Below are 21,825 nucleotides of genomic sequence, written 5' to 3'. Positions count from 1 at the left end.
GAGAACGTGTTTTTGACCTGTTGTGACCGATGTCACGTGTTGCATGAAAGCAACATCATGTCGCCATTCGCATACAACATCAAAACAACAGCGGGGCGCCCCATGAGGAACGCCCCGCCGACACGATCGACAACAGTCGAGCTACGGCTCAGTCCCGCACACCCACGATCAATCCCACATCTTCGTCGCTTTCCGCCGACGCCTTGCTCGCCCGCCGGCTGGGTGCGGTTACAGCCTTGCCGCGGATGAAGCACACCAGCGTGAGATAGCCAAAGCCCACCAGATACATGATGGCCAGGCCCGCCACACGAATGGTCATGATCTTGAACGGCCGCGCCATGGCTGAGCTGACGATGGCCTGCAGTTGCTGGGCGTCGAGTGCGTACACCACCAGCGAGGCGCCAAGCCCAAGGGTGAACAGGCCAGAAACGACACCGACCGTGAGCGTCATGGCCCGCGTTTCCAGCCCCCGACCGATCAGCGCAATCGCCGTCAGGCCAAGAAACGGATACATCAGCATGCCGACCAGATTGCCGGCGGCCTGGTAACGCCACTGCATATTCGTCAGCTGCAACGGCCACAGTTGCAGCCCCACCTGATACAGGGGCACGGCAATCATCAGCAGGGCCGCCAGGATCAGCAGGCGACGCGCGTGGGAATCTTCGGCCAGATCGAGGAGTTCAGTCATAGGTCGGGTGGGAGTACTGCGCAGAGAAAGGCAGGAAGCTGCGTCGGCCACGATGAAGCCGACACCACGCATCGCGCAAGGGACGTACCAGCCGCGTCAAACGCCACATGCGTGGGGGAAACACGCGGTTCCGTGCCGGCAGTGTGACAATGTATTGCACGAATGTGAGAAATGCTTCAGTCCCACACCCCATGCGCCGATAGAGAGGCGTGACGCCTATCGGGGGCGCCATTTCGGGGCGCCCCGATGCGTCCGGAAACGGTCCCGATGTCGGGCACCCCGTCCGGCACTCTTCCTGTCCGAATGATCCAGAGGATCCCTGTCCATGTTCAAGCCGACCCTTCGCGCCGTCGTCGTTCCTGTCGTTGCCACGCTCCTGCTCGCGGGCCCGCTCGCTTCGACGGCCGCCGCGCAGGACGACAAGGTCTACCCCATGTCCGAGCTCACCAACCCGCCCAAGCTGTCGTCCACGACGCTGGCGGCCCGCCTCATCCAGGAATCCTACCCGGCTGATCTCAAGAGCCGCGGCGTGGGTGGCATGGTGGAGCTGCAGTTCGTGGTGGACTCCAAGGGCAAGGTCGAGCCCGCGTCGGTTCAGGTCGTGGACGCCACGCAGACTGCCCTCGGTGAGGCCGCCAAAAAGGTCGTGGCCAAGCTCGAGTTCAACCCTGGCAAGCTCAATGGCTCGGCGGTGAAGACCAAGGTCGTGTTGCCGATCATCTACAAGCCGTAATGCAGGACAGCGCAGACGGTCACCCCGTCTGCGACACGATTGAACCCGACGCCGGTCCCGAATGGGGCCGGCGTCTCGTTTTTCGGCGCGCATGCGCTAGCTTCCCGCGCCATGACCCAGTCCAGCCAGACCTCCATGCAGGCCAAGCTCGACCGGCTTGCTGCCGCCCGTGATGCCTCGGAACAGGGTGGCGGGGCCGCCCGTGTGGCCGCCCAGCACGCCAAGGGCAAGCTCTCTGCCCGCGAACGTCTCGACGTGCTGCTCGATGAAGGCTCCTTCGTCGAGATCGACCGCTTTGTCACCTCGCGCTCGCTGGCCGACGGTGAAACACCCATCTATGGCGACGGTGTCGTCACCGGCCACGGCCGCATCGAAGGCCGTCTGGTCTACGTGTTCAGCCAGGACTTCACCGTCTTTGGCGGTTCGTTGTCCGAAGCCCACGCCGCCAAGATCTGCAAGATCATGGATCTCGCCGTGCGCAACGGCGCGCCGGTCATTGGCCTCAACGACTCGGGCGGCGCACGCATTCAAGAAGGCGTCGTGTCGCTGGGTGGCTATGCCGACATCTTCCTGCGCAACACGCTCGCGTCGGGCGTCATTCCGCAGATCTCGGCCATTCTCGGGCCCTGCGCCGGTGGCGCGGTGTACTCGCCCGCCATCACGGACTTCATCTACATGGTGCGCGGCACGAGCTACATGTTCGTCACCGGGCCCAATGTCGTGAAGACGGTCACGCACGAAGACGTGACCATGGAACAGCTGGGCGGTGCTGACACGCACGCGGGCACCAGCGGTGTGGCGCACTTCGCCTGCGACAGCGAACTCGCCTGCCTGCAGCACATCCGCGAACTCTTCCGCTATGTGCCCAGCAACAACGTCGACGATCCGCCACGCGGCAGTGGCCGCGATCCGCGTGATCGACGTGAAGAGTCGCTGCTCGATGTGGTGCCCGACCATCCCAACAAGCCGTACGACATGCGTGAAGTCATCACGCGCATCGTCGATGACGGCCATTTCTACGAAGTGCAGCCCGACTACGCCGGCAACATCCTCGTCGGCTTCGCACATCTCGGGGGCCAGTCCGTCGGCATCGTGGCCAATCAGCCCGCCGTACTCGCCGGCGTGCTCGACATCAACGCCAGCATGAAGGCCGCGCGCTTCGTGCGCTTCTGCGACTGCTTCAATATTCCGCTGGTCACCTTCGAAGACGTGCCCGGCTTCCTGCCGGGCGTGGCGCAGGAACACAACGGCATCATCAAGCACGGCGCCAAGCTGCTCTATGCCTACTGCGAAGCCACCGTCCCCAAGCTCACGGTCATCACACGCAAGGCGTACGGCGGCGCGTATGACGTCATGAGCTCCAAGCACATTCGCGGTGACTACAACGTGGCGTGGCCCACTGCGGAAATTGCGGTCATGGGCCCCAAGGGCGCCGTGGAGATCATCTACAAAAAGGAGATCGCCGAGGCGGCCGATCCGCAGGCGGCGCTCGATGCCCGCGTGGCGGAATACACGGAGAAGTTTGCCAATCCGTACATCGCGGCCGCGCGCGGCTACGTGGATGACGTGATCGATCCGCGCGATACGCGCCCCCGCCTCATCGAGGCGCTCGAGGCGCTCCGGGGCAAGCGCGATCGCAATCCGCCCAAGAAGCACGGCAACCTTCCGCTCTGAGGCCAGGCATGTTCTCCAAAGTGCTCGTGGCCAATCGCGGCGAGATCGCGCTGCGCATCATCCGTGCCTGTCAGGAGCTGGGCATTCGCACGGTGGCCGTGTACTCCGAAGCCGACGCCTCAGCGCCGCACGTGCGTGAAGCGGACGAAGCGGTGCTCGTCGGACCGCCGCCCTCCAGTCAGAGCTATCTGGTGGGCGAACGTCTCATCGAAGTGGCCAAGGAAACCGGCGCCGAAGCCATTCATCCCGGCTACGGCTTTCTCTCGGAGCGCGCGTGGTTTGCGCGTGCCGTGCGTGACGCCGGCCTCGTGTTCATCGGCCCGCCGGCTGAAGCCATCGATGCCATGGGCTCCAAGACGGACGCACGGCAATTGGCCATCAAGGCCGGGGTGCCGGTCGTGCCCGGCAACACGGAAGGCGTAAAGGACGCCGAGGAGGCCCTGGCCATCGCCGCGCAGTATGGCTTTCCGGTGCTGCTCAAGGCGGCGGCGGGTGGTGGCGGCAAGGGCATGCGCATTGTGCGTCAGGCCAGCGAACTGGCCGATGCGCTCGCCAGCGCACGCCGCGAGGCGAAGAACGCCTTCGGTGATGATGCCGTGTATCTCGAGAAGTACATCGAAGGCCCCAGGCACGTCGAAATCCAGGTGCTGGCCGACATGCATGGCAACGTGGTGCACCTTGGCGAGCGCGAATGCTCGGTGCAGCGTCGGCATCAGAAGATGATCGAGGAAGCGCCCAGTGTGGCCGTGACGCCGGAGTTGCGCGCCCGCATGGGCGCCACGGCCGTCGCAGCGGCAAAGGCCGCGGGATACGTGAACGCCGGCACCTGCGAGTTTCTGCTGGATCGCGACGGGAACTACTACTTCCTCGAGATGAACACGCGGATCCAGGTGGAGCACCCGGTCACCGAGCTGGTGATGGGTCTCGATCTCGTGCAATGGCAGATTCGGGTGGCCGCGGGTGAAAAGCTGCCGTTTGCACAGAAGGACTTCACCCCACGTGGCTGGGCCATCGAGTGCCGCATCACCAGTGAAGATCCGGCCAACGGCTTCCTGCCGAGCACCGGGCGCATCGAGTACCTGCATCTGCCGAGCGGCCCCGGCGTGCGCTGGGATGGTGGTATCGAAGCGGGCAGCGTGGTGGGCCTGCACTACGATCCGATGTTGGCCAAGCTGATCGTGCATGCGCCCACGCGTGCACTCGCCATTGCGCGCATGCGCCGCGCGCTGCACGAGCTCACCATCGACGGCATCGAGACGTCACGCGGTTTCCATCTCCGCGTGATGGATCACGAGGAGTTCCAGCGCGGCGACATCAGCATCCAGTGGCTCGAACAGCGTTTGCCGGAACTCACCTCGCCCGTGACGGACGCGGGCACACTGGAGCTTGCGGCCATTGCCGCGGCACTCGTGGCGCACGAGGAGCGCAACGCCGGCCGGCCAGCTACCAGCGCTACCGCGCCGAGTGTGGCAGCCGCACCGGCCGCAGCCGCTACGGGTGTGTCGTGGGCCGCGATGGCGCGACGCGAGGGACTGCGGAGTTGAAGTCTCCGCGAGGACGCCGGACACGAGGCGCACCGGAGGGCTCGATGAAGGGCGCGGCCACCGAGCAGGTGGGGGTGCTGACCATCGATCGCATTGCGGCCGGCGGTGATGGCGTGGGTCGCCTCGGTGGCCTGGCGGTGTTCGTACCGCGTACCGCCCCCGGCGATGTGGTGCAGGTGGCGTATCGGGTGCAGGGCCGCCTCGGGCGTGGTCGGGTGCTGCAGGTCATCACGCCATCCACGCAGCGCGTGGACGCGCGCTGTGCGCACTACGAGCGCGACGCGTGCGGCGGCTGCCAACTGCAGCATCTCGATGCCGCCACGCAGCAGCAGGCGCGTCGGGAGATCGTGCGCGATACACTCGCGCGCATCGGCAGACGCGAGGTGCCATTGCCGTCGCTCGTGAGCGGCGCGGAGTGGGCGTATCGCACGCGATTGACGGTGGCACTACGACGTCGCGGCTCTGGGTGGCTGGCGGGCTTGCATCGCCACGATGCGGGGGCGCGACTCTTCTCGCTCGAGCACTGCGAGATCGTGCATCCGCTCATCGATGCCACCTGGTCAGCGCTGCGCAGCGTGGTGGAACGCGCGGTGGTCGCCCTGCCGTCTGGGGAGACGCTGCGCCTCTCGCTCCGGCTCATCGCCAGCACGGCGCCGGCCGCATTGGAAGACGCAGGTCGCGATGGCGCGCTACACGCAACCGCGCAACACGCAACCGCGCAACACGCAACCGCGCTACACGCAACCGCGCCGCACGCAACTGGTCTACACGCCGGCGCGCAGATTCACGTGGTGGTGCAGGGCGGTGAGGCCTGGCCGGAGCAGATGGAATGGCAGCAGGTCGCGCAACAGCGTGCACCCGCGGTGACGCAGGTGCACTGGGTGCCCGCGGCCGATGCCGACGTGGAACTGATGGTACCGGAGGGGCCGGAGGTGGCCGAGGCGCAGGCATTTGCCCAGGCGTTCGCGCAGGTCAATGCCGAAGTCGCCGATGCCATGCACCAGCATGTGCTGCACACCATTGGCGAGATGCAGGCCCGGCACGTCGTGGATGGATACGCGGGCACGGGACGTCTCTCGCGCGCGCTGGTTGAGCACGGCGCCACTGTTGTCAGTGTGGAGCTGGATAGCGAGGCCGTGCGCACGATGGAGTGGCAGCACGAGGCCCTGAGCGCAGAGCAGGCGGCGCGCTGGAGCATCCGCGCCGAGCGCATGGAGTCGGCCGTTGCCGCGTTGCGCGATTTGACGGCAGATGTGGTGGTGCTCAATCCGCCACGCGCCGGTGTGCACGAGGACGTGACGGCGTGGCTGGAGCAGCACCCCGGGGCTCTTCGCGGGGTGGTCTACGTGAGCTGCAATCCCGCGACGCTGGCGCGGGATCTCACTCGCTTGCCGTCATGGCAGGTGGAGTCGGTAGAGTGTTTCGACATGTTTCCGCAGACGGCGCACGTGGAGAGCGTGTGCGTGCTGCGGCGGGAGAACCGATGAAGTATCTCGTGGATGTGAACGGCCAGCGTGTCACGGTGGAACTCGATGGCGCGCAGGTTACCGTGGATGGCCGGACCGTGGAGGCCTCACTGACGCATGTCCCGGGGACCCCGGTGCGGCTGGTGCGGGTGGGGCAGCAGGTGCACCGGGTGGTGGCACGTCGCGGCACGGAGCGCGGGCGATGGCAGCTCGACGTGGATGGGGCCCGGGTCGAGGCCGAAGCCCTTGATGAGCGCATGCGGGCCATCAAGGACCTGACGGCGGCTTCGGCGGCGGCGAGTGGACCCGCGCCGTTGGTGGCCCCCATGCCAGGCTTGGTCGTCCGTGTGGCGGTCCAGCCGGGTGACACGGTCAGCGCCGGTCAGGGTCTCGTGGTCATCGAAGCCATGAAGATGGAGAACGAACTGCGGGCTACCGCAGTCGGGGTGGTGACCGGCGTACGGGTCCAGGCCGGTCAGGCCGTGGAGAAGGGAGCGATCCTGGTCGACCTCGGACCGCTCCCGGAGTAACGGACGGTCCTCGGGATCAGGCGGCGGGAGCGTTCCGGCGCATGCGGTTGACACCCTTGATCACGAGAAAGAGCGTGAAGGCCACGATCAGAAACGTGAGCACCTGGTTGAGGAAGACGCCGTAGGCCAGCGTGGGAGCGCCGGCCTTCTTTGCCTCTTCGAGCGTGTTGAAGCTGCCGCCACCAAAGGCGAAGAACCGGTTGGTGAAGTCCACGCCACCGGTCAGGAGGCCGACCACCGGCATGATGATGTCATTCACCATGCTGTCGACGATTTTCTGAAAGGCGCCGCCGATGACCACGCCAACGGCGAGGTCCAGCACGCTGCCCTTCATGGCGAATTCCTTGAACTCCGACATCATCGACATGCTGTCTCCGGGTGCTGGGGAGGGGGCGGACCGGCCCCGTCGGTTCACGGGTCGGACTCGGTGGCGGGACAGTGGCGGCGGGACCGGCAGTTGGCAAGGCCCGAGGGCCTCTCAACCCGTATCTGGAACTCCAAGCCGTGCGTTGACAACCACTTCTGGCCTGAGTAAGCTACGGGTCTGTCCCGTTTTGGCGGGAAATTTTCAGTCATCTAACAGGGTTCACCCTCTGCCGGGAGCACCGGGAGACCGGGCATCCCGCATCACGTACGGATCACGTCAGCATGAAGACCTACAGCGCGACCCCGAAGGATATCGACCGTCGGTGGTATATCGTCGACGCGGAAGGAATGGTCCTGGGCCGGCTCGCGTCGGAAGTCGCGAAGATCATCCGCGGCAAGCACAAGCCCATGTACACCCCGCACATGGACACGGGTGACTTCGTCATCGTGATCAACGCCTCCAAGGTGCAGGTCACCGGACGCAAGGCGGAGCAGAAGACCTACTTCAGCCACACCGGCTACATGGGTCACGAGAAGCACACGCCGTTTGCGACGATGCTCGCCAAGCACCCCGAGCGCATCATCGAGAAGGCCGTGTACGGCATGCTGCCGAAGACCACCCTCGGCCGTCAGGTGCTGCGCCGCAAGCTGCGCGTGTTTGCCGGCGCCGAGCATCCGCACGTGGCCCAGAACCCGGCCAAGCTCACCTTCTCCTCTGCCGAGGCCAGCAAGTAATGTCGGAACAGATCCACGCCGTCGGCCGTCGCAAGGAAGCGGTCTGCCGTCTCTACATGACGCCGGGCTCCGGCAAGTGGGACGTCAACGGCCGCACGCTCGGTGACTACTTCCCGCGCCCCACGCTGGTGTCGGCCATTCAGCAGCCGTTCACGCTCACGGACACGCTCGGCAACTTCGACGTGAAGTGCGTGCTCAACGGCGGCGGCATGTCGGGTCAGGCGGGCGCGGTGCGGCTCGCCGTTGCCCGTGCCCTCGTCAAGATCGACGAGAGCAACCGCAAGAAGCTCCGCGAGTTCGGCCTGCTCACGCGCGACGCGCGCGAGGTCGAGCGCAAGAAGCCGGGCCGCGCTGGCGCCCGTAAGCGCTTCCAGTTCTCGAAGCGTTAATCGAGCGTGGTCGGTGCCTTCGGGCACCGACGGCTCGACCAGCCTATCTCACACGTGGTTCGAGTTGGTGGCGGGTGCTGTCCCGCCTGACGTTTCGCTCTGCGGGACAGTCGCCACCGACGCTGACAATCACGGACGCGAATCAAAACCCCAGGACACATCAACATGTCGACTCCGTCACTCGAGCAACTGCTCGCCGCGGGCGTTCACTTCGGGCACCAGACCCGTCGGTGGAACCCCAAGATGCGCCGCTTCATTTTCGCTGAGCGCAATGGCATTCACATCATCGACCTGCAGAAGACGCTCCGCCAGATCGAACTGGCGCAGAAGCTCGTCCGCGAGGTCGTATTGCGCGGCGAGAGCGTACTCTTCGTCTGCACCAAGCGCCAGCTGGCCTCCATCGTGCGCGACGAGGCCGCGCGCTGCGGCGCCATGTTCGTCACGGAGCGTTGGCTCGGCGGCATGCTGACCAACTATCAGACGGTCAAGAAGCAGGTCAAGAAGCTCAAGGAGCTCGAGGCCGGCGTCGAAGACGGCTCGCTGCAGAACTACACGAAGAAGGAACAGCTACTCATGTCGCGTCAGCGCGAGAAGCTGTCCAAGTACCTCGCCGGCATCAAGACGATGAACCGCCTCCCGGGGCTGCTGTTCATCATCGACTCCAAGAAGGAGCGCATTGCCGTCTCCGAGGCCAACAAGCTCGGCGTGCCCATCGTGGCCATCGTCGACACGAACGCCGATCCGGATCTCATCACGGTGCCCATTGCGGGTAACGACGACGCCATCCGTTCGGTCGAGCTGATCACCAAGGTGGTCTCCGACACGATCGAAGAGGCGCGCCGCGAGGCGCCCGCGCGTCCGGTCGAGGAAGAGGCCGAGACGTACACCTTCTCGTCGGATCGTGGCGCGGAGCGTGCCGATCGCGGCGATCGTGGTCGTGGTGGTGACAACCGTGGTGGCGGCGACAACCGTGGCGGCGGCAGCAACGATCGCCGTCCGCGTCGCCGTCGGGCCAAGCCCGAGGCCATTGCGGCCCGTCTGAAGGGTGGGGAAGCCGCGGCGCCCGAAGCGGGCGCTGGCGACGACGCGGGTGCAGCCGACGCCGAGTAAGCGCGCGGTCGGACGCACGAAATCCGCTGCCGGGCACTAGCCCCGGCGACCGGATGCAGGATCGCGAACGCCGCCGGCCACTCCGGCGGCGTTCGTGTGCAGGGCCCAGCTTCGCTGCAATTTTTCCGTACACATAGACCGTTTTTCCCAGGACTGGACGATGACTACCGCGATTTCGGCCAAGGCCGTCTCGGAACTCCGCCAGCGCACCGGCGCCGGCATGATGGACTGCAAGAAGGCGCTCGAGGAGACCAACGGCGACATGGACGCGGCCGTCGAGTATCTCCGCAAGAAGGGCATCGCCAAGGCGGAGAAGCGCGCCGATCGCTCCACCAGCGAAGGCATCGTCGGTGGAGAAGTCTTCAACAACGGCCAGTCGGCGGGCCTCGTCGAAGTCGCGTGTGAGACCGACTTCGTGGCACGCAACGACGCCTTCGGCGAAATCGTGGCCGCCCTTGTGGCGCAGCGCCTGCGCTCCAGCGCCGCGGATATCGACACGTTCCTCGCCGAGCCGATGAACGGCAACGCGGCGGAGTCGGTGGCCGAGTACGTGAAGGCAGCGGCCGCCAAGACTGGTGAGGCCGTCAACGTGAAGCGCACCGTGCGCTTCGACGCTGACGCAAACGGTCAGGTGGGCATGTACCGCCACCACAACGGCAAGCTGGCCACGCTGGTGCAGGTCACGGCGTCGTCGCCCGAAGTGGCGCAGCACGAAGCCACCAAGGAGCTCGTGAAGTTCCTGGCCGAGCACGTGGCGGCTGCGGCGCCCATCGCCGTCGACCGCAGCGGCGTGCCCGCCGAGAAGCTCGAGAGCGAGCAGCGTGTGGCCGAGGCGCAGGCCCGTGAGGCCGGCAAGCCCGAAGCCATGATCGAGAAGATCTCCACCGGCAAGGTGGAAGCGTACCTCAAGGACGTGACCCTCATGCCCCAGCCCTGGGTGCGTGACGCGGGCCAGACCATCACGCAGCTGGTGGCCGAGCACGCCAAGCGCGCCGGCGGCACGATCACCGTGGACCGTTTCGCGCGTCTGCAGCTCGGCGCTGAGTAAGCGGTCATGAGCGACAACGCTCACGACCACCCGCCGCTCGTGGGGGAGCCCGTGGCAGACGGGGGCGACCTCAAGTTCAAGCGCATTCTCCTCAAGCTCTCCGGCGAAGCACTCGCCGGGGAGCGTGGGGTGGGTTTCGATTTTGACCGCATTGGCTTCTTTGCCGACCAGATTCTCGAGGTGGCGCGTCTTGGCGTGCAACTCGGCATGGTCATCGGCGGGGGCAACATCGTGCGCGGCACCCAGCTCTCGCAGATGGGCATGGACCGCGTGGGTGCCGACTACATGGGCATGCTCGGCACGGTCATCAACGCCATGGCGCTGCAGGACGTGCTGGAGAAGCGCGGCCTGGATACGCGGGTCATGACGGCCATCCGCATGGAAGAGTTGGCGGAGCCCTACATCCGGCGTCGTGCCTTGCGGCATTTCGAGAAGGGGCGGACCGTCATCTTTGCCGCCGGCACGGGCAACCCGTATTTTTCCACCGATACCGCGGCCGTGCTGCGAGCCATCCAGATGAAGGCGGACGTCATCATCAAGGCCACCAGCGTGGACGGCGTGTATTCGGCGGATCCCAAGAAGGACCCGAACGCCACCCTGTACGAGACCATCAGTTATCGCGACGTGATGCTCGAAGAGCTGCGTGTGATGGACCAGACGGCCATCACGCTCTGCAAGGAGAATCAGTTGCCGTTGGTGGTCCTCAACATTCACCGCCCTGGTGCGATCGTTCGCGCCGTTCGGGGCGAACGCGTAGGGACACTGGTTTCATGAGCACAACTGCGCAGATCGTGAAGGACGCCAAGGCCGGCATGGACAAGGCCATCGAGAACTCCAAGCGCGAGTTCGCGGGCATTCGTTCGGGCAAGGCCTCGCCCAACATGCTCGACACCATCAAGGTCGAAGCCTACGGCTCGCTGGTGCCGCTCAATCAGGTGGCCTCGGTGTCGGCGCCGGAGCCCCGCATTCTTCTCGTCACCCCGTTTGACAAGGGTCAGGCGAAGGTCATCGAAAAGGCCATTCGTGAGTCGGACCTTGGCCTCGATCCGGCCCACCAGAACGGCATCATCCGCGTGCCGCTGCCCAGCATGACCGAGCAGCGTCGCAAGGAGCTGGTCAAGGTGCTGCACAAGCTGGCGGAGGACGGCAAGATCGCCATCCGTCATGCGCGTACGGACGCCCGCGACAAGGTCAAGAAGCTCGACGGCGTGTCGGAGGACGACAAGAAGCAGGCCGAGAAGGACCTGCAGAAGGTGCACGATGACGCCATCGGCAAGCTCGAGGCGCTCCTGAAGACCAAAGAAGCTGAAGTCATGGAGGTTTGAGTCCGCCTTGCGGACCTGTCTCCCCCGTGCCGTACCGCACCGTCCCGTTTCCGCATGACTGACTCCGCGTCGGACCTGTTGGCGCGCATTCGCGTGCACGGGGCGGTGCCGCGGCACATTGCCATCATCATGGACGGCAATGGCCGCTGGGCGCGCGAGCGCCACATGCCACGACCGTTCGGCCACCGCTCTGGCATGAAGGCGGTGCGCGAGACCGTCGAAGCCTGTCTCGAAGCCGGTGTGGAGTGGTTGTCGCTGTTTGCGTTCTCGCAGGAGAACTGGCAAAGACCGGAGACCGAGGTTTCGGCGCTCATGGCGCTGCTGCAGGAGTACATCGCCCGCGAAGCGGCCGAGCTGCAGTCCCAGGGCGTGTGTGTGCACGTACATGGCGACCTGACACGGCTCTCACCGGCTGCGGCCGCTGCCGTCGAACGAGTGCGCCGTGAGACGTCGGGCGGGCAACGCCTCGGGCTCAATCTGTTCATCTCTTATGGCGGTCGCGCCGAGCTCGTGCGCGCTGCGCGGCTCCTGGCCGCCGACATCGAGTCCGGCGCCCTTCGTGCGGCGGACATCGACGAACACGCCATTGCCAGTCGCCTGTACACGGCGGGCTGTCCCGATCCCGACTTGCTCATTCGCACGTCGGGCGAACAGCGTCTCTCCAATTTCCTGCTCTGGCAGGTGGCCTACGCCGAGTTGTACATCTCGAGTGTGCTGTGGCCGGACTTCGACCGCGCGGCGCTTTACGAAGCCATCTGCGACTTCCAGCGTCGTGATCGTCGCTTCGGTCGCGTCAGTACCTGAGCCCCGTACCTGAGCCGCGCCCCTGAAGCGCCGGGCGGTGCCCATCCGGCGCCGTGTCATCGCTTGTCCCGCCTCACCCCTCCCATCCCCTCGTGAGCGAACTCGGTCGTCGTGTCGTCGTGGCGCTCATCGGCGCGCCGCTTGCCGTTGGAATCATCTGGTTTGGCGACGCCGCACTGGCCACCCTGGCCGCCGCACTCTCAGCCATCGGGGCGTGGGAGTTTTATCGCATTGCGCGCGGGGCCGGTGCCAAACCGCTGAGCGGCGTCGGCATTGTGCTGTCGGCACTCATTCCGCTGGCAGTACATGGTCAGACCCTGGGCGTGCTGCGCATTCCGCTGGTGCTGCCCATGCTGGTGGTACTGGCGCTGTTTGCCCTCACCATCTGGTTGCGGGGTGTGGACGGCGGTCCGGTGGCGGCGGTCTCCACCACGCTGTTCGGCGTGCTCTATACCGGTGGCGCGCTCGCCTTCGTGTATGGTCTCCGCTATCACCGCTTTGCCATTGGCGACACCGCCGGCGCCCTGCTGGTGCTGCTGCCGCTGGTGCTCACCTGGGCCAGCGATACGGGCGCGTACTTTGCCGGTCGCGCCATTGGCGGTCGCAAGCTCATGCCATCCGTAAGCCCCGGGAAGACCGTGTCCGGTGCCGTTGGTGGTGTCGTGCTGACTGTCGCGGTGGCTACGGCGTTTGTGCCGCTGGTGCTCGTGCCGCGCGCTCAACTTGCCTTTTCGCCACTCGGGCTCGTGTTGTTTGCGTGCGTGGTGAGTGTGGTTGCACAGATTGGTGATCTGGCGGAGTCGCTCATCAAGCGTGAGGGCGGCGTGAAGGACAGCGGTTCCATCTTCCCAGGACACGGTGGCGTGCTGGATCGTCTCGACTCGCTGTTCTTCGTGTTGCCGGTGGTGTACGCCCTGTACGACGTGCTGCTGCTGCCTGCGCCGGGGGCATCCTGATGGTAACGTCCGCGCATCGCATGGGGGTCGCGCTGCTCGGCGCCACCGGCTCGATTGGCACGAGCGCCCTGCGAGTTCTTGAGAGACAGCGTGATCGGTTTGCGGCGGTGGCGCTGACGGCCAACGGCAATCAGCAGGCGCTCGCGCAACTCGAAGACATCTGGTCGCCCGCCTACCTGGGCCTGGTGCAGGAGGACGTGGAGGCGCCGGCACACTGGGGCCGGGGTCCGACCAGTCTCGTTGCGGCCGCCACGCATCCGGATGTGCAGGTCGTCATTAACGCCGTGGTGGGCGCAGCGGGCCTGGACGCCACCCTGGCGGCTTTGCGAGCCGGCAAGCGAGTCGCACTGGCCAACAAGGAAACGCTGGTCATGGCGGGGCACCTCGTGACCAAAGCGGCCACGCAATTCGGCGGCGCGCTGGTGCCCGTGGACAGCGAGCACTCGGCCATTCTGCAATGCCTCGCGGGTCGCAGGCCGGACGAGGTGCGTCGTCTGGTTCTCACGGCATCAGGCGGCCCGTTCCGGAGCTGGAGTGCGGAGCGTATTGCCGAAGCCACCGTGGCGGATGCACTCAAGCACCCGACCTGGCAGATGGGCAGCAAAATCACCATCGATAGCGCGACGCTGGCCAACAAGGCGCTCGAAGTCATTGAGGCCCATCACCTGTTCGGTGTGCCCTATGACCGCATTGACGTGGTGGTGCACCCGCAGTCCATCATTCACTCCTTCGTGGAGTTTGTGGACGGCAGTGTGCTGGCCCAGATGGGTGTGCCGTCCATGGAGCTGCCCATTCTTTACGCCCTCACCTGGCCGGAACGGGTGCCGGATTCCGGCGTACCATCCTACGATCCGGTAGCACAGGGCGCGTTGACGTTCGAAGCCGTGCGGCACGACGCCTTCCCGATGCTGCAGTTGGGTATCGAGGCCGGTCGCCTGGGCGGGGCGGCCCCGGCGGTGTATAACGCCGCCAACGAGGCGGCGGTGGCGCGATTTCTTGACGGCCGGCTGCGTTTCGCGGGTATAGCCCGGTGCGTGGCCAGTGCCCTCGAAACGCTGGCCGACCGACCAGGCCACACGCTCGACGAGTTGCAGGCAGCCGATCAGGCGGCACGCCTCCACGTGCAGGATCATCCAGGGGAGTGAATCGATGACGGCTGTGTCAGTCTACATCGCACCGTTGCTGGTGTTTGGTCTGGTCGTGTTCGTGCACGAGCTGGGGCACTTTGTGGCCGCCAAGATGTGCGGCGTGTACGCCCCCGTGTTCTCACTGGGCTGGGGTCGCCGGCTGTTCGGATGGCGCCGCGGTGAGACAGACTATCGCGTGTCGCTCATTCCGCTGGGCGGCTATGTGCGCATGGCGTCGCGCGACGACGAAAGCATGGCCGGCATCGAGGGCGGGGCCGGGGAGCGCGGATCGCTCGACACCGGCAGCGAGCGGCCCGACAATGTGCCAGCCGACTTGTGGGACAACGAGGCCATGGCACCGTTCGGCCCCAAGGCGGTTCCGGCAGATCGGTGGGTGGAGAGCAAGTCGACGCTGGCGCGCGTCTTCATCCTGTCGGCTGGCGTCATCATGAACATTCTGCTGACGATTGGCGTGTCGAGCGGCATTTACTACACCTATGGCCGCCAGTACCTGCCGGCCGTGGTGGACTCGGTTGTGGCGGGAGCACCGGCGCAGGTGGCCGGCCTGCAGTCGGGTGATCGCATTGTGGCCATCAATGGCAAGAGCGTGCGTGGGTGGGACGAGGTCGTTGCGCAGGTATCACCGGTCACCAGTGGTTCGGTGACCGTGGACGTGGAGCGCAACGGTGCCCGTGTCTCGCGCAGCATTGCCCCACAGCCCGCCGAAGTGAAGGACCCGATCAGCGGTGAACTGCGGACCGTGGGCCGCATTGGTGTCATGGTGCGCGACTCGGTTGTGCGTGAACCCGTCGGGCTCGGCACCGCGATTGCCTCAGGCACGCGCGCGTCGTGGATGATGGCGGAGCAGGTGGTCTCCGTGATTGGTGGGCTGGTGACAGGCGGCGTGTCTGCCGATCAGCTGGGTGGGCCCATCGCCATTGCGCGCACCTCGGTGCAGGCCGCAAAGAACGGCGCCGAAACGCTGTGGTCCCTCATTGCCTTTCTCAGCCTCAACATCGCCATCCTGAATCTCGTGCCCATTCCGGTGCTTGATGGCGGACAGATTCTCATGGTGATCGCCGAGCGCATCAAGGGTGGCGAGTTCAGCATGCGCACGCGTGAGGCCTTTGCGCGCGTCGGTGTGCTGGCGGTGCTCGCGCTCATTCTGCTCGTCACGTTCAACGATCTCCGCGCGGTCTTTACCAGGTGACACACCACGCGCGACGCACGCGGCAGATGGTCGTGGGCGCGCTGTGTGTCGTCGTGCCGACGCTTCACGCCTGTCGCCGTGCGTCACCGAAGCTGAGTGCGCCGGAGCCGGTGCTGCCGCGCATTCCGCGCGATGCCCCGCGTTTCGAAATCGACTCGGTCACCGACAGCACGGCGATCTTTCGCGTGCAGGAATCGCGATGGATTCGTGCGGGCATGCAGGGGTACGCGGTTGATGGCGCGCAGCGTGATGCCCTCGTCGCTCGGCTGACCATTGTGTCGCGCGACAGCAATACCGCGACGGCGCTGGTGACATCGCAAGTGGCTCGCGTCAAGCGGGAGCATATGCTGCTGGTGCTCGAGCCGGTTCGTCCATGGTGGAAATCCAGCCGCTTCTGGTGGGGCACTGTGCTGGGCGCCGCCGTCGGCAGTCTCGTCACGACGGCGTTCTGATGCCCGGCCTGTCGCCTCAGTTGCAGAGCAACCGAAGGCGACGACTCACTGGCGATCCATCAGCGGGCCGCATGGCCGTCATGGTGTCGGTAATGGTGAAGCAACGACGCGCCGAAGTGCGCACTTCGTAGCGTCCCGACGGCAACTCCAGCATCGCAGCGCTGTCGGCACGCGTTTCGAAACGCAGGCCACCGTCGAGCGGCAGGATGAGCACCCGCGCGTCGCGAGGCTCGATATCGAACTGCACCGCCACGCAGTGACGTACGGGCAGCGAGAGCATGACGGTCTGACCCGCTCGAAGTCCCGTCAGCACCGTGTCGCGCGACGCCCACGCACACGTCGCGGCGGCCGACGGCAACACCGCACGTACCGTGGTGCGCGGTGTGAGCGCGCGCTCACCCGTGAATGCACCAACCCCAACGGCGCGATTGTCGATGAAGAGCTGCGCGCTGTCGCTGCTGCTGATTTGCCACTGTACAACACGTGACGGTTTGGTGCCGGTGCCCTGGTCGCGGTTGCCCGACGCCGTACCCGTTGGACGCGTATTGCCAGCGGTGTTGCCGGTATTGTCACGGGTCATGCTGTCGCCTGCGGCCAGCGTATCGGCACCAACTGGCCGTGGCGTCGCCTGCGCGACGCGCGTGGTATCCGTTTGCGCGGCTCCCAGACTGTCGATCGGTGGCGTGACACCTGGGCCGCCGAGTCCGGCCAATCCCCAGCGCTCAGGTCCTGCAAGCCAGAGTCCAACCGAAAGCAACGTGAGCACGGCAGCGACGCCGAACGCTGGCCGCACCCAACGCCGCATTGATGCAACGGGGGTTGGCGCGGTTTGCGCGGTGGGCCAGGCCTCGATGGTGTGTGATGCCGAACGCAGCGAGGGCGCGGCCGACGCGGGGGCAGAGGGCAGGGCCGCGAGCGCATCGACCAATTGCAGTGCGCTGGCATAACGTGCCTCTGGCGCCTTGGCGAGCAGGCGCTGCAGCACCGCATCAAATTCTTCACTCAACTCGGGTACCAACTCGCGTGCCGACGGCGCGGGTTCTTCAATGTGCTGCCGCGACACCGCGTACCAATCGTCGCCTTCGAAGGGCAGGCGACCGGTGGCCGCGCGAAACAGCGTGACACCAAGTGCATACAAGTCGCTGCGACCGTCCACGTCGGCGCCGCGGGCCTGTTCGGGGCTGAAGTAGTGGGGCGTGCCCTGCACGGCCGCCGTCGCATGCTCGGCGGTGATGGTGGTGAGCGCGCGGGCCAGCCCGAAATCTGCCAGCACCGCGGAGCCCTGATCGTCGAGCAGGATGTTGTCGGGTTTGATGTCCCGATGCACGATCTGGCTGGCGTGCGCGTGGCTGAGGCCGGCCGCGACATCGATGCCAAGTCGAACACAGTCGGGCTCGCTCAAGCGTCCGACCAGGGCCAGGCGCCGGCCCAGGGTGCTGGGGTACAGGTCCATGGCGACAAAGACCGCGCCGTCCACCAGCCCCACGTCCCGCACCGACACGATATGGCGATGACGGAGCTTGGCGGCGGTGGCCGCCTCCCGTCGGAAGCGCGATTCGGCCTCAGGCTGTCCGGCAAACTCCGGACGCAGAATCTTGAGGGCGACCGGGATCTCAAGGTCCTGGTCGATGGCTTCGTAGACCCACGAGAAGGCCCCCGTGCCGAGATGGCGGGTGACCCGATACTTGCTGACGATTCGCCCCAGATATCTTTCAGGCACGCTTTAGTCCTTTACAGGCGGGGCGGAGTGGTGTAAGCTACCGTGCTACCGGCAATTGGGCGCAAGGACCCGCGGCGCGTAGAACGCGCCTGTAACGGCTGAGAATACTACGACGATGGCGTTCGACAAGGCTACCACGATCGATAAGTTCCGGACCCACGAAGGGGATACCGGTTCCACCCGCGTTCAGATCGCGCTCCTCACTGAGCGGATCAACTATCTCACGGGTCACTTCCGCACGCACGCGAAGGATCACCACGGCCGCCGTGGCCTTCTCAAGTTGGTGGGCAAGCGCCGCCGGCTGCTTGACTACCTGAAGCGTACGGACGTGCAGCAGTATCGCACGCTCGTGCAGGACCTTGGACTCCGGTACTAAGCCGGCTTACGTCGCGTTGTCGCGCGGGGGCAATCATGCCTTCCGCGCGATTTGCGTTCTCATGAGGCACTACAGCAAATGATGCATCGCATCGAGCGGACCTTCGCGGGCCGCCCCCTGGTGATCGAAACGGGCCGCATGGCCAAGCAGGCGGCCGGCTCGGCCGTGGTCACCTTCGGCGAGACCATGGTGCTCGCCGCTGTCACGGTGAGTGACAACCAGAGCCCTCTCCCGTTCTTTCCCCTGACGGTCGAGTACAAGGAAAAGACCTACGCCGCCGGCAAGATCCCGGGGGGCTTCATCAAGCGTGAAGGCCGCCCGCACGATCACGAAATCCTCGCCGCGCGTATCATCGACCGGTCCATCCGGCCGTTGTTCCCGGAAGGCTTCAAGAACGAAGTACAGGTCTTCATCTACGTCATCTCCGCCGACCAGGAGAATGACGCCGATGTGCTGGCGCTCGTCGCCGCGTCCTTTGCGCTGAATGCGTCCAAGATTCCCTTCCTCGGCCCCATCGCCGGTGTGCGTGTGGGTCGTGTGCAGGGTCACTGGGTGCTCAACCCCACCTTCCAGCAGCTCGCGTTCTCCGACATGGAGCTCGTCGTGGCCGGCTCGAAGGATTCCATCGTGATGGTCGAAGGTGGCGCACTCGAGGTGTCCGAAGAGGACGTGCTCGCGTCGCTGCGCCTCTCGCACGACGGCATCCGTGAGCTCATCGCCGCGCAGGAAGAGCTGCTCGCCAAGGTGCAGCAGCCCAAGATGGCCTGGACCAAGGCGGAGACGCCGGAAGGCGTGAGCACGCGCGTCAAGGAGCTGGCCTCGGGCCGCATTCGCGAGGCGCTGAATCAGAAGGACAAGCACACGCGCATCGAGGCCGTGGAGCGCACCAAGACGGAGTTGGCCGAAGGCCTGCTGGCCGAATTCCCCGACAACGCCAAGGACATCCACACCATCCTCGGCGACGTGGAGTATCACGAGCTGCGTGCGCAGGTGCTCGACACCGGTCTGCGCGTCGACGGCCGCAAGCCCAACGAAGTGCGCGCCATCAGCATCGACAATGGTGTGTTGCCGCGTGCGCATGGTTCGTCGCTGTTCACGCGTGGACAGACGCAGGCCCTCGTGGCCGCCACGCTTGGCACCGCCAAGGACGCGCAGCGTCTCGACTCCATCAAGGAGGCGGGTGAAGTCACGCGCTCGTTCATGCTGCACTACAACTTCCCGCCGTTCTCGACGGGTGAAGTGCGCCCGATGCGTGGCACCAGCCGCCGCGAAATTGGCCACGGCAACCTGGCCGAGCGCGCGCTGCAGGGTGTGCTGCCCGACTTCGCGGAGTTCCCGTACACCATCCGCATCGTCTCCGATGTGCTCGAGTCCAACGGCTCGTCGTCGATGGCCTCGGTGTGCGGTGGTTCGCTCGCGTTGTTCGACGCTGGCGTGCCCATGAAGGCGGCCGTGGCCGGTGTGGCCATGGGTCTCATCAAGGAAGGCAAGAAGTACGCGATCCTCACCGACATCCTTGGCACCGAAGATCATCTCGGCGACATGGACTTCAAGGTCGCGGGCACGAAGGATGGCATCACGTCCATCCAGATGGACATCAAGATCGAGGGGCTCGACCTCAAGATCATGGAAGAGGCGCTGTCGCAGGCCAAGGAAGGCCGCCTGCACATCCTCGGTGAAATGGACAAGGCGCTGGCCGCTCCGCGCACCGAACTGTCCAAGTACGCGCCGCGTATCGTGACGGTGCAGATCCCGGTCGACAAGATCGGTGAGCTCATCGGCCCCAAGGGCAAGAACATCCGCGGCATCCAGGAAGAGACGGGTGCCGAGCTCACGGTGGACGACGACGGTACGGTCACCATCGCCGCGGTCGGTGGCGAGAGCATGGAGCGCGCCAAGCAGATGGTCATGGCCATCACCGCCGAGCCGGTGGTGGGCGAGACCTACGAAGGCACGGTGAAGACGGTGACCGCCTTCGGCGCCTTCGTCGAAATCATGCCCGGCACCGAAGCGCTGCTGCATGTCTCCGAGATGAAGTGGGAACGCGTCGAGAAGCCGGAAGACGTCTGCAAGAAGGGCGATCGTGTCACGGTCAAGCTGGTGGACCGCGATGAGCGTGGCCGCCTGCGCCTCAGCATGAAGGCGCTGCTGCCCAAGCCGGAAGGCATGCCCGACGAGCCGGCCGAGCGCCCGCGTCGTGATGACAGCGAGCGTGGCGAACGTGGTGGTGACCGCGGTGGACGCGGTGGACGGAACGGCGGTGGTCGCGATCGGCGCTGATGCTTCGGGCGCTGCGGCGCCCACGCTGCAACGCACGGACCTGCCCAATGGACTGACCGTGCTCTCGGAACATGTTCCGGGGGCGCGGTCCGTCGCTTTCGGGGCTTGGGTGCGCGCGGCCACGTTGCACGAGTCGGCCGAGCAAATGGGTGTATCGCATCTGCTCGAGCACATGGTGTTCAAGGGCACCCGCTCGTATTCCGCGCAGGACATTGCGCTGTCGCTCGAAACACTCGGCGGCTCGCTCGACGCGTACACCGAGCGCGAGCATACGTCGTATCAGGCCCGCGTGCTCGATGAACACCTCGCCGATGCGGCGACGGTGATTGGTGAGCTCGTGTTCGAACCCATGCTGCGTCTCGATGATCTCGCGCTTGAGCGCAAGGTCATCCTCGAAGAGATCAGCATGGTGGAGGACACGCCAGACGACATCATCTTCGACGTGCACAATCGTGCGTTGTGGGGTGATCATCCGCACGGCTACGCCATTCTCGGCACGCGTGACACCGTGCGGGCGCTCGATGTCGACGACTTGCAGGCACTGCACGCGCGCGCGTATCACCCGGGGCGTCTGGTGGTGGCCGCCAGTGGCCGCGTGGACCACGAGCACTTGCTCGATGTGCTCGATCGTGCCGGCTGGACGCAGCGCCCGCGCGGCGACATGACACCGTTTGCGGTGGATCCCGTGGAAGCGGCCGGTGCACATGCCGAACATGTGCTGCGCCGCGACATCGGTCAGACGCACATCGTGTTGGGCGGGCAGGGCATCGCCTATGGCGATCCGCGCCGCTTCGCCTTCGCGGTGGTGGACATGCTGCTTGGTGGTGGCATGAGTTCCAAGCTCTTTCAGCGTGTACGCGAAGAGTTGGGACTGGCCTATAGCGTGTCCACGTTCAACAGCAGCTTCGCCGACACGGGCGCCCACGGCGTGTATCTGGCCAGCGCGCCAGACACCGCGCAGGAGGCGCTCGACGCCGTACGCGAGGTCATGCATGAGGTGGCGGCCAACGGCCTCACCAGCGAGGAGCTGGCGGCCGGCAAGCGGCAGTTGCGCGGACAACTGGTGCTGTCCATGGAGGGCGTGTCGTCGCGCATGTATCGTGCAGCCACGACCGCGCTCTACGGTGAGCCGTTTCGCACGGTTGACCAGCTGATGGCCCTGGTTGAGGCCATCGACGAGGACACGGTGCGCGAAGTCGCCCGTGAGTACTTCAACCCCGATCGCCATGTGCTGGTGAGCCTGGGTCCCCAGGCCGTGCGCTGAACGAACGGTTATCCCCTGCGACACTCCC

The 21,825-nt window shown here is 65.7% G+C and carries 21 protein-coding genes and 1 pseudogene; 19 read left to right on the top strand and 3 right to left on the bottom strand.

Annotated elements, in window-relative coordinates:
* Positions 1 to 148: 148 nt before the first annotated feature.
* The gene (locus B2747_RS19910; protein WP_291165243.1) at positions 149 to 688 is read right to left on the bottom strand and encodes a hypothetical protein; all 540 of its coding nucleotides are present in this window, start codon (positions 686 to 688) and stop codon (positions 149 to 151) included.
* A 325-nt stretch (positions 689 to 1,013) separates the two neighbouring features.
* On the opposite strand from B2747_RS19910, the gene B2747_RS19905 reads away from it, so the two are divergent.
* The 5 genes from B2747_RS19905 (at position 1,014) to B2747_RS19885 (ending at position 6,635) form a co-directional block, all read left to right on the top strand.
* On the top strand, positions 1,014 to 1,421 hold the full coding sequence (locus B2747_RS19905; protein ID WP_291165240.1) for an energy transducer TonB: 408 nt from the start codon (positions 1,014 to 1,016) through the stop codon (positions 1,419 to 1,421).
* Positions 1,422 to 1,556: 135 nt separating this feature from the next.
* A complete protein-coding gene (locus B2747_RS19900; RefSeq protein WP_343125940.1) occupies positions 1,557 to 3,095 on the top strand; it encodes an acyl-CoA carboxylase subunit beta in 1,539 nt (512 codons plus the stop codon).
* Between the two features lie 8 nt (positions 3,096 to 3,103).
* Entirely contained in the window at positions 3,104 to 4,639 is a 1,536-nt protein-coding gene (accC, locus tag B2747_RS19895; protein WP_291165226.1) for an acetyl-CoA carboxylase biotin carboxylase subunit, read from the top strand.
* 44 nt (positions 4,640 to 4,683) lie between these two features.
* Entirely contained in the window at positions 4,684 to 6,126 is a 1,443-nt protein-coding gene (locus B2747_RS19890) for a class I SAM-dependent RNA methyltransferase (protein WP_291165220.1), read from the top strand.
* Complete coding sequence (locus B2747_RS19885; protein WP_291165217.1) at positions 6,123 to 6,635, top strand: biotin/lipoyl-containing protein; 513 nt, start codon at positions 6,123 to 6,125, stop codon at positions 6,633 to 6,635. Before B2747_RS19890 ends, B2747_RS19885 begins: the two co-directional genes overlap by 4 nt.
* Before the next feature lie 34 nt (positions 6,636 to 6,669).
* Here the strand turns inward: B2747_RS19885 and mscL are convergent.
* Positions 6,670 to 6,996, bottom strand: a pseudogene (mscL, locus tag B2747_RS19880) (large conductance mechanosensitive channel protein MscL); the annotation flags it as partial.
* Between the two features lie 287 nt (positions 6,997 to 7,283).
* On the opposite strand from mscL, the gene rplM reads away from it, so the two are divergent.
* The 11 genes from rplM (at position 7,284) to B2747_RS19825 (ending at position 16,157) form a co-directional block, all read left to right on the top strand.
* Entirely contained in the window at positions 7,284 to 7,736 is a 453-nt protein-coding gene (gene rplM / locus B2747_RS19875) for a 50S ribosomal protein L13 (protein ID WP_291165211.1), read from the top strand.
* A complete protein-coding gene (gene rpsI, locus B2747_RS19870) occupies positions 7,736 to 8,125 on the top strand; it encodes a 30S ribosomal protein S9 (protein ID WP_291165208.1) in 390 nt (129 codons plus the stop codon). The genes rplM and rpsI overlap by 1 nt, the downstream gene beginning before the upstream one ends.
* A 165-nt stretch (positions 8,126 to 8,290) precedes the next feature.
* Positions 8,291 to 9,235 (top strand): 30S ribosomal protein S2, encoded by a 945-nt coding sequence (gene rpsB, locus B2747_RS19865; protein WP_291165206.1) that lies wholly within the window; start codon positions 8,291 to 8,293, stop codon positions 9,233 to 9,235.
* 160 nt (positions 9,236 to 9,395) lie between these two features.
* Positions 9,396 to 10,283: a translation elongation factor Ts gene (gene tsf / locus B2747_RS19860; protein WP_291165203.1), complete on the top strand. Its 888-nt coding sequence runs from the start codon at positions 9,396 to 9,398 to the stop codon at positions 10,281 to 10,283.
* 6 nt (positions 10,284 to 10,289) lie between these two features.
* Positions 10,290 to 11,057, top strand: a complete 768-nt coding sequence (pyrH, locus tag B2747_RS19855) for a UMP kinase (RefSeq protein ID WP_291165200.1) — start codon at positions 10,290 to 10,292, stop codon at positions 11,055 to 11,057.
* Positions 11,054 to 11,608 carry a ribosome recycling factor gene (frr, locus tag B2747_RS19850; RefSeq protein ID WP_291165197.1) on the top strand — a complete coding sequence of 185 codons (555 nt, stop codon included), beginning with the start codon at positions 11,054 to 11,056 and terminating at the stop codon, positions 11,606 to 11,608. The genes pyrH and frr overlap by 4 nt, the downstream gene beginning before the upstream one ends.
* A gap of 93 nt (positions 11,609 to 11,701) precedes the next feature.
* Complete coding sequence (locus tag B2747_RS19845; RefSeq protein ID WP_414652213.1) at positions 11,702 to 12,412, top strand: isoprenyl transferase; 711 nt, start codon at positions 11,702 to 11,704, stop codon at positions 12,410 to 12,412.
* A 92-nt stretch (positions 12,413 to 12,504) separates the two neighbouring features.
* Complete coding sequence (locus B2747_RS19840; RefSeq protein WP_291165186.1) at positions 12,505 to 13,368, top strand: phosphatidate cytidylyltransferase; 864 nt, start codon at positions 12,505 to 12,507, stop codon at positions 13,366 to 13,368.
* On the top strand, positions 13,368 to 14,513 hold the full coding sequence (gene dxr / locus B2747_RS19835; protein WP_291165183.1) for a 1-deoxy-D-xylulose-5-phosphate reductoisomerase: 1,146 nt from the start codon (positions 13,368 to 13,370) through the stop codon (positions 14,511 to 14,513). Before B2747_RS19840 ends, dxr begins: the two co-directional genes overlap by 1 nt.
* A 4-nt stretch (positions 14,514 to 14,517) precedes the next feature.
* Positions 14,518 to 15,705 carry an RIP metalloprotease RseP gene (gene rseP / locus B2747_RS19830; RefSeq protein WP_291165180.1) on the top strand — a complete coding sequence of 396 codons (1,188 nt, stop codon included), beginning with the start codon at positions 14,518 to 14,520 and terminating at the stop codon, positions 15,703 to 15,705.
* A complete protein-coding gene (locus B2747_RS19825; protein ID WP_291165178.1) occupies positions 15,702 to 16,157 on the top strand; it encodes a hypothetical protein in 456 nt (151 codons plus the stop codon). Before rseP ends, B2747_RS19825 begins: the two co-directional genes overlap by 4 nt.
* Positions 16,158 to 16,173: 16 nt before the next feature.
* Here the strand turns inward: B2747_RS19825 and B2747_RS19820 are convergent, their stop codons facing one another.
* Complete coding sequence (locus B2747_RS19820; protein WP_291165175.1) at positions 16,174 to 17,877, bottom strand: serine/threonine-protein kinase; 1,704 nt, start codon at positions 17,875 to 17,877, stop codon at positions 16,174 to 16,176.
* 115 nt (positions 17,878 to 17,992) lie between these two features.
* Here B2747_RS19820 and rpsO point away from each other — a divergent pair, with 115 nt between their 5' ends.
* The 3 genes from rpsO (at position 17,993) to B2747_RS19805 (ending at position 21,797) form a co-directional block, all read left to right on the top strand.
* The gene (rpsO, locus tag B2747_RS19815; RefSeq protein ID WP_291165173.1) at positions 17,993 to 18,253 is read left to right on the top strand and encodes a 30S ribosomal protein S15; all 261 of its coding nucleotides are present in this window, start codon (positions 17,993 to 17,995) and stop codon (positions 18,251 to 18,253) included.
* 81 nt (positions 18,254 to 18,334) lie between these two features.
* Positions 18,335 to 20,533 (top strand): polyribonucleotide nucleotidyltransferase, encoded by a 2,199-nt coding sequence (locus B2747_RS19810; protein ID WP_343125939.1) that lies wholly within the window; start codon positions 18,335 to 18,337, stop codon positions 20,531 to 20,533.
* Positions 20,454 to 21,797, top strand: a complete 1,344-nt coding sequence (locus tag B2747_RS19805) for a M16 family metallopeptidase (RefSeq protein WP_291165371.1) — start codon at positions 20,454 to 20,456, stop codon at positions 21,795 to 21,797. The genes B2747_RS19810 and B2747_RS19805 overlap by 80 nt, the downstream gene beginning before the upstream one ends.
* The last annotated feature ends 28 nt before the right edge of the window (positions 21,798 to 21,825 follow it).

Source organism: Gemmatimonas sp. UBA7669 (genome assembly GCF_002483225.1).
In the GTDB taxonomy this organism is placed as follows: domain Bacteria; phylum Gemmatimonadota; class Gemmatimonadetes; order Gemmatimonadales; family Gemmatimonadaceae; genus Gemmatimonas.
Note: the sequence above shows the minus strand (reverse complement) of the source record. Positions and strands in the feature narration are given on the sequence as shown.

Excerpts from the sequence above, each read along its gene's own strand:
- rpsI (WP_291165208.1), top strand. The coding sequence starts at position 7,736 with ATGTCGGAACAGATCCACGCCGTCGGCCGTCGCAAGGAAGCGGTCTGC.
- B2747_RS19905 (WP_291165240.1), top strand. The coding sequence starts at position 1,014 with ATGTTCAAGCCGACCCTTCGCGCCGTCGTCGTTCCTGTCGTTGCCACG.
- B2747_RS19805 (WP_291165371.1), top strand. The coding sequence starts at position 20,454 with ATGACAGCGAGCGTGGCGAACGTGGTGGTGACCGCGGTGGACGCGGTG.
- B2747_RS19890 (WP_291165220.1), top strand. The coding sequence starts at position 4,684 with ATGAAGGGCGCGGCCACCGAGCAGGTGGGGGTGCTGACCATCGATCGC.
- rpsO (WP_291165173.1), top strand. The coding sequence starts at position 17,993 with ATGGCGTTCGACAAGGCTACCACGATCGATAAGTTCCGGACCCACGAA.
- tsf (WP_291165203.1), top strand. The coding sequence starts at position 9,396 with ATGACTACCGCGATTTCGGCCAAGGCCGTCTCGGAACTCCGCCAGCGC.
- B2747_RS19910 (WP_291165243.1), bottom strand. The coding sequence starts at position 688 with ATGACTGAACTCCTCGATCTGGCCGAAGATTCCCACGCGCGTCGCCTG.
- pyrH (WP_291165200.1), top strand. The coding sequence starts at position 10,290 with ATGAGCGACAACGCTCACGACCACCCGCCGCTCGTGGGGGAGCCCGTG.
- accC (WP_291165226.1), top strand. The coding sequence starts at position 3,104 with ATGTTCTCCAAAGTGCTCGTGGCCAATCGCGGCGAGATCGCGCTGCGC.
- B2747_RS19810 (WP_343125939.1), top strand. The coding sequence starts at position 18,335 with ATGCATCGCATCGAGCGGACCTTCGCGGGCCGCCCCCTGGTGATCGAA.
- rplM (WP_291165211.1), top strand. The coding sequence starts at position 7,284 with ATGAAGACCTACAGCGCGACCCCGAAGGATATCGACCGTCGGTGGTAT.
- rpsB (WP_291165206.1), top strand. The coding sequence starts at position 8,291 with ATGTCGACTCCGTCACTCGAGCAACTGCTCGCCGCGGGCGTTCACTTC.
- B2747_RS19900 (WP_343125940.1), top strand. The coding sequence starts at position 1,557 with ATGCAGGCCAAGCTCGACCGGCTTGCTGCCGCCCGTGATGCCTCGGAA.
- frr (WP_291165197.1), top strand. The coding sequence starts at position 11,054 with ATGAGCACAACTGCGCAGATCGTGAAGGACGCCAAGGCCGGCATGGAC.
- B2747_RS19885 (WP_291165217.1), top strand. The coding sequence starts at position 6,123 with ATGAAGTATCTCGTGGATGTGAACGGCCAGCGTGTCACGGTGGAACTC.
- dxr (WP_291165183.1), top strand. The coding sequence starts at position 13,368 with ATGGTAACGTCCGCGCATCGCATGGGGGTCGCGCTGCTCGGCGCCACC.
- rseP (WP_291165180.1), top strand. The coding sequence starts at position 14,518 with ATGACGGCTGTGTCAGTCTACATCGCACCGTTGCTGGTGTTTGGTCTG.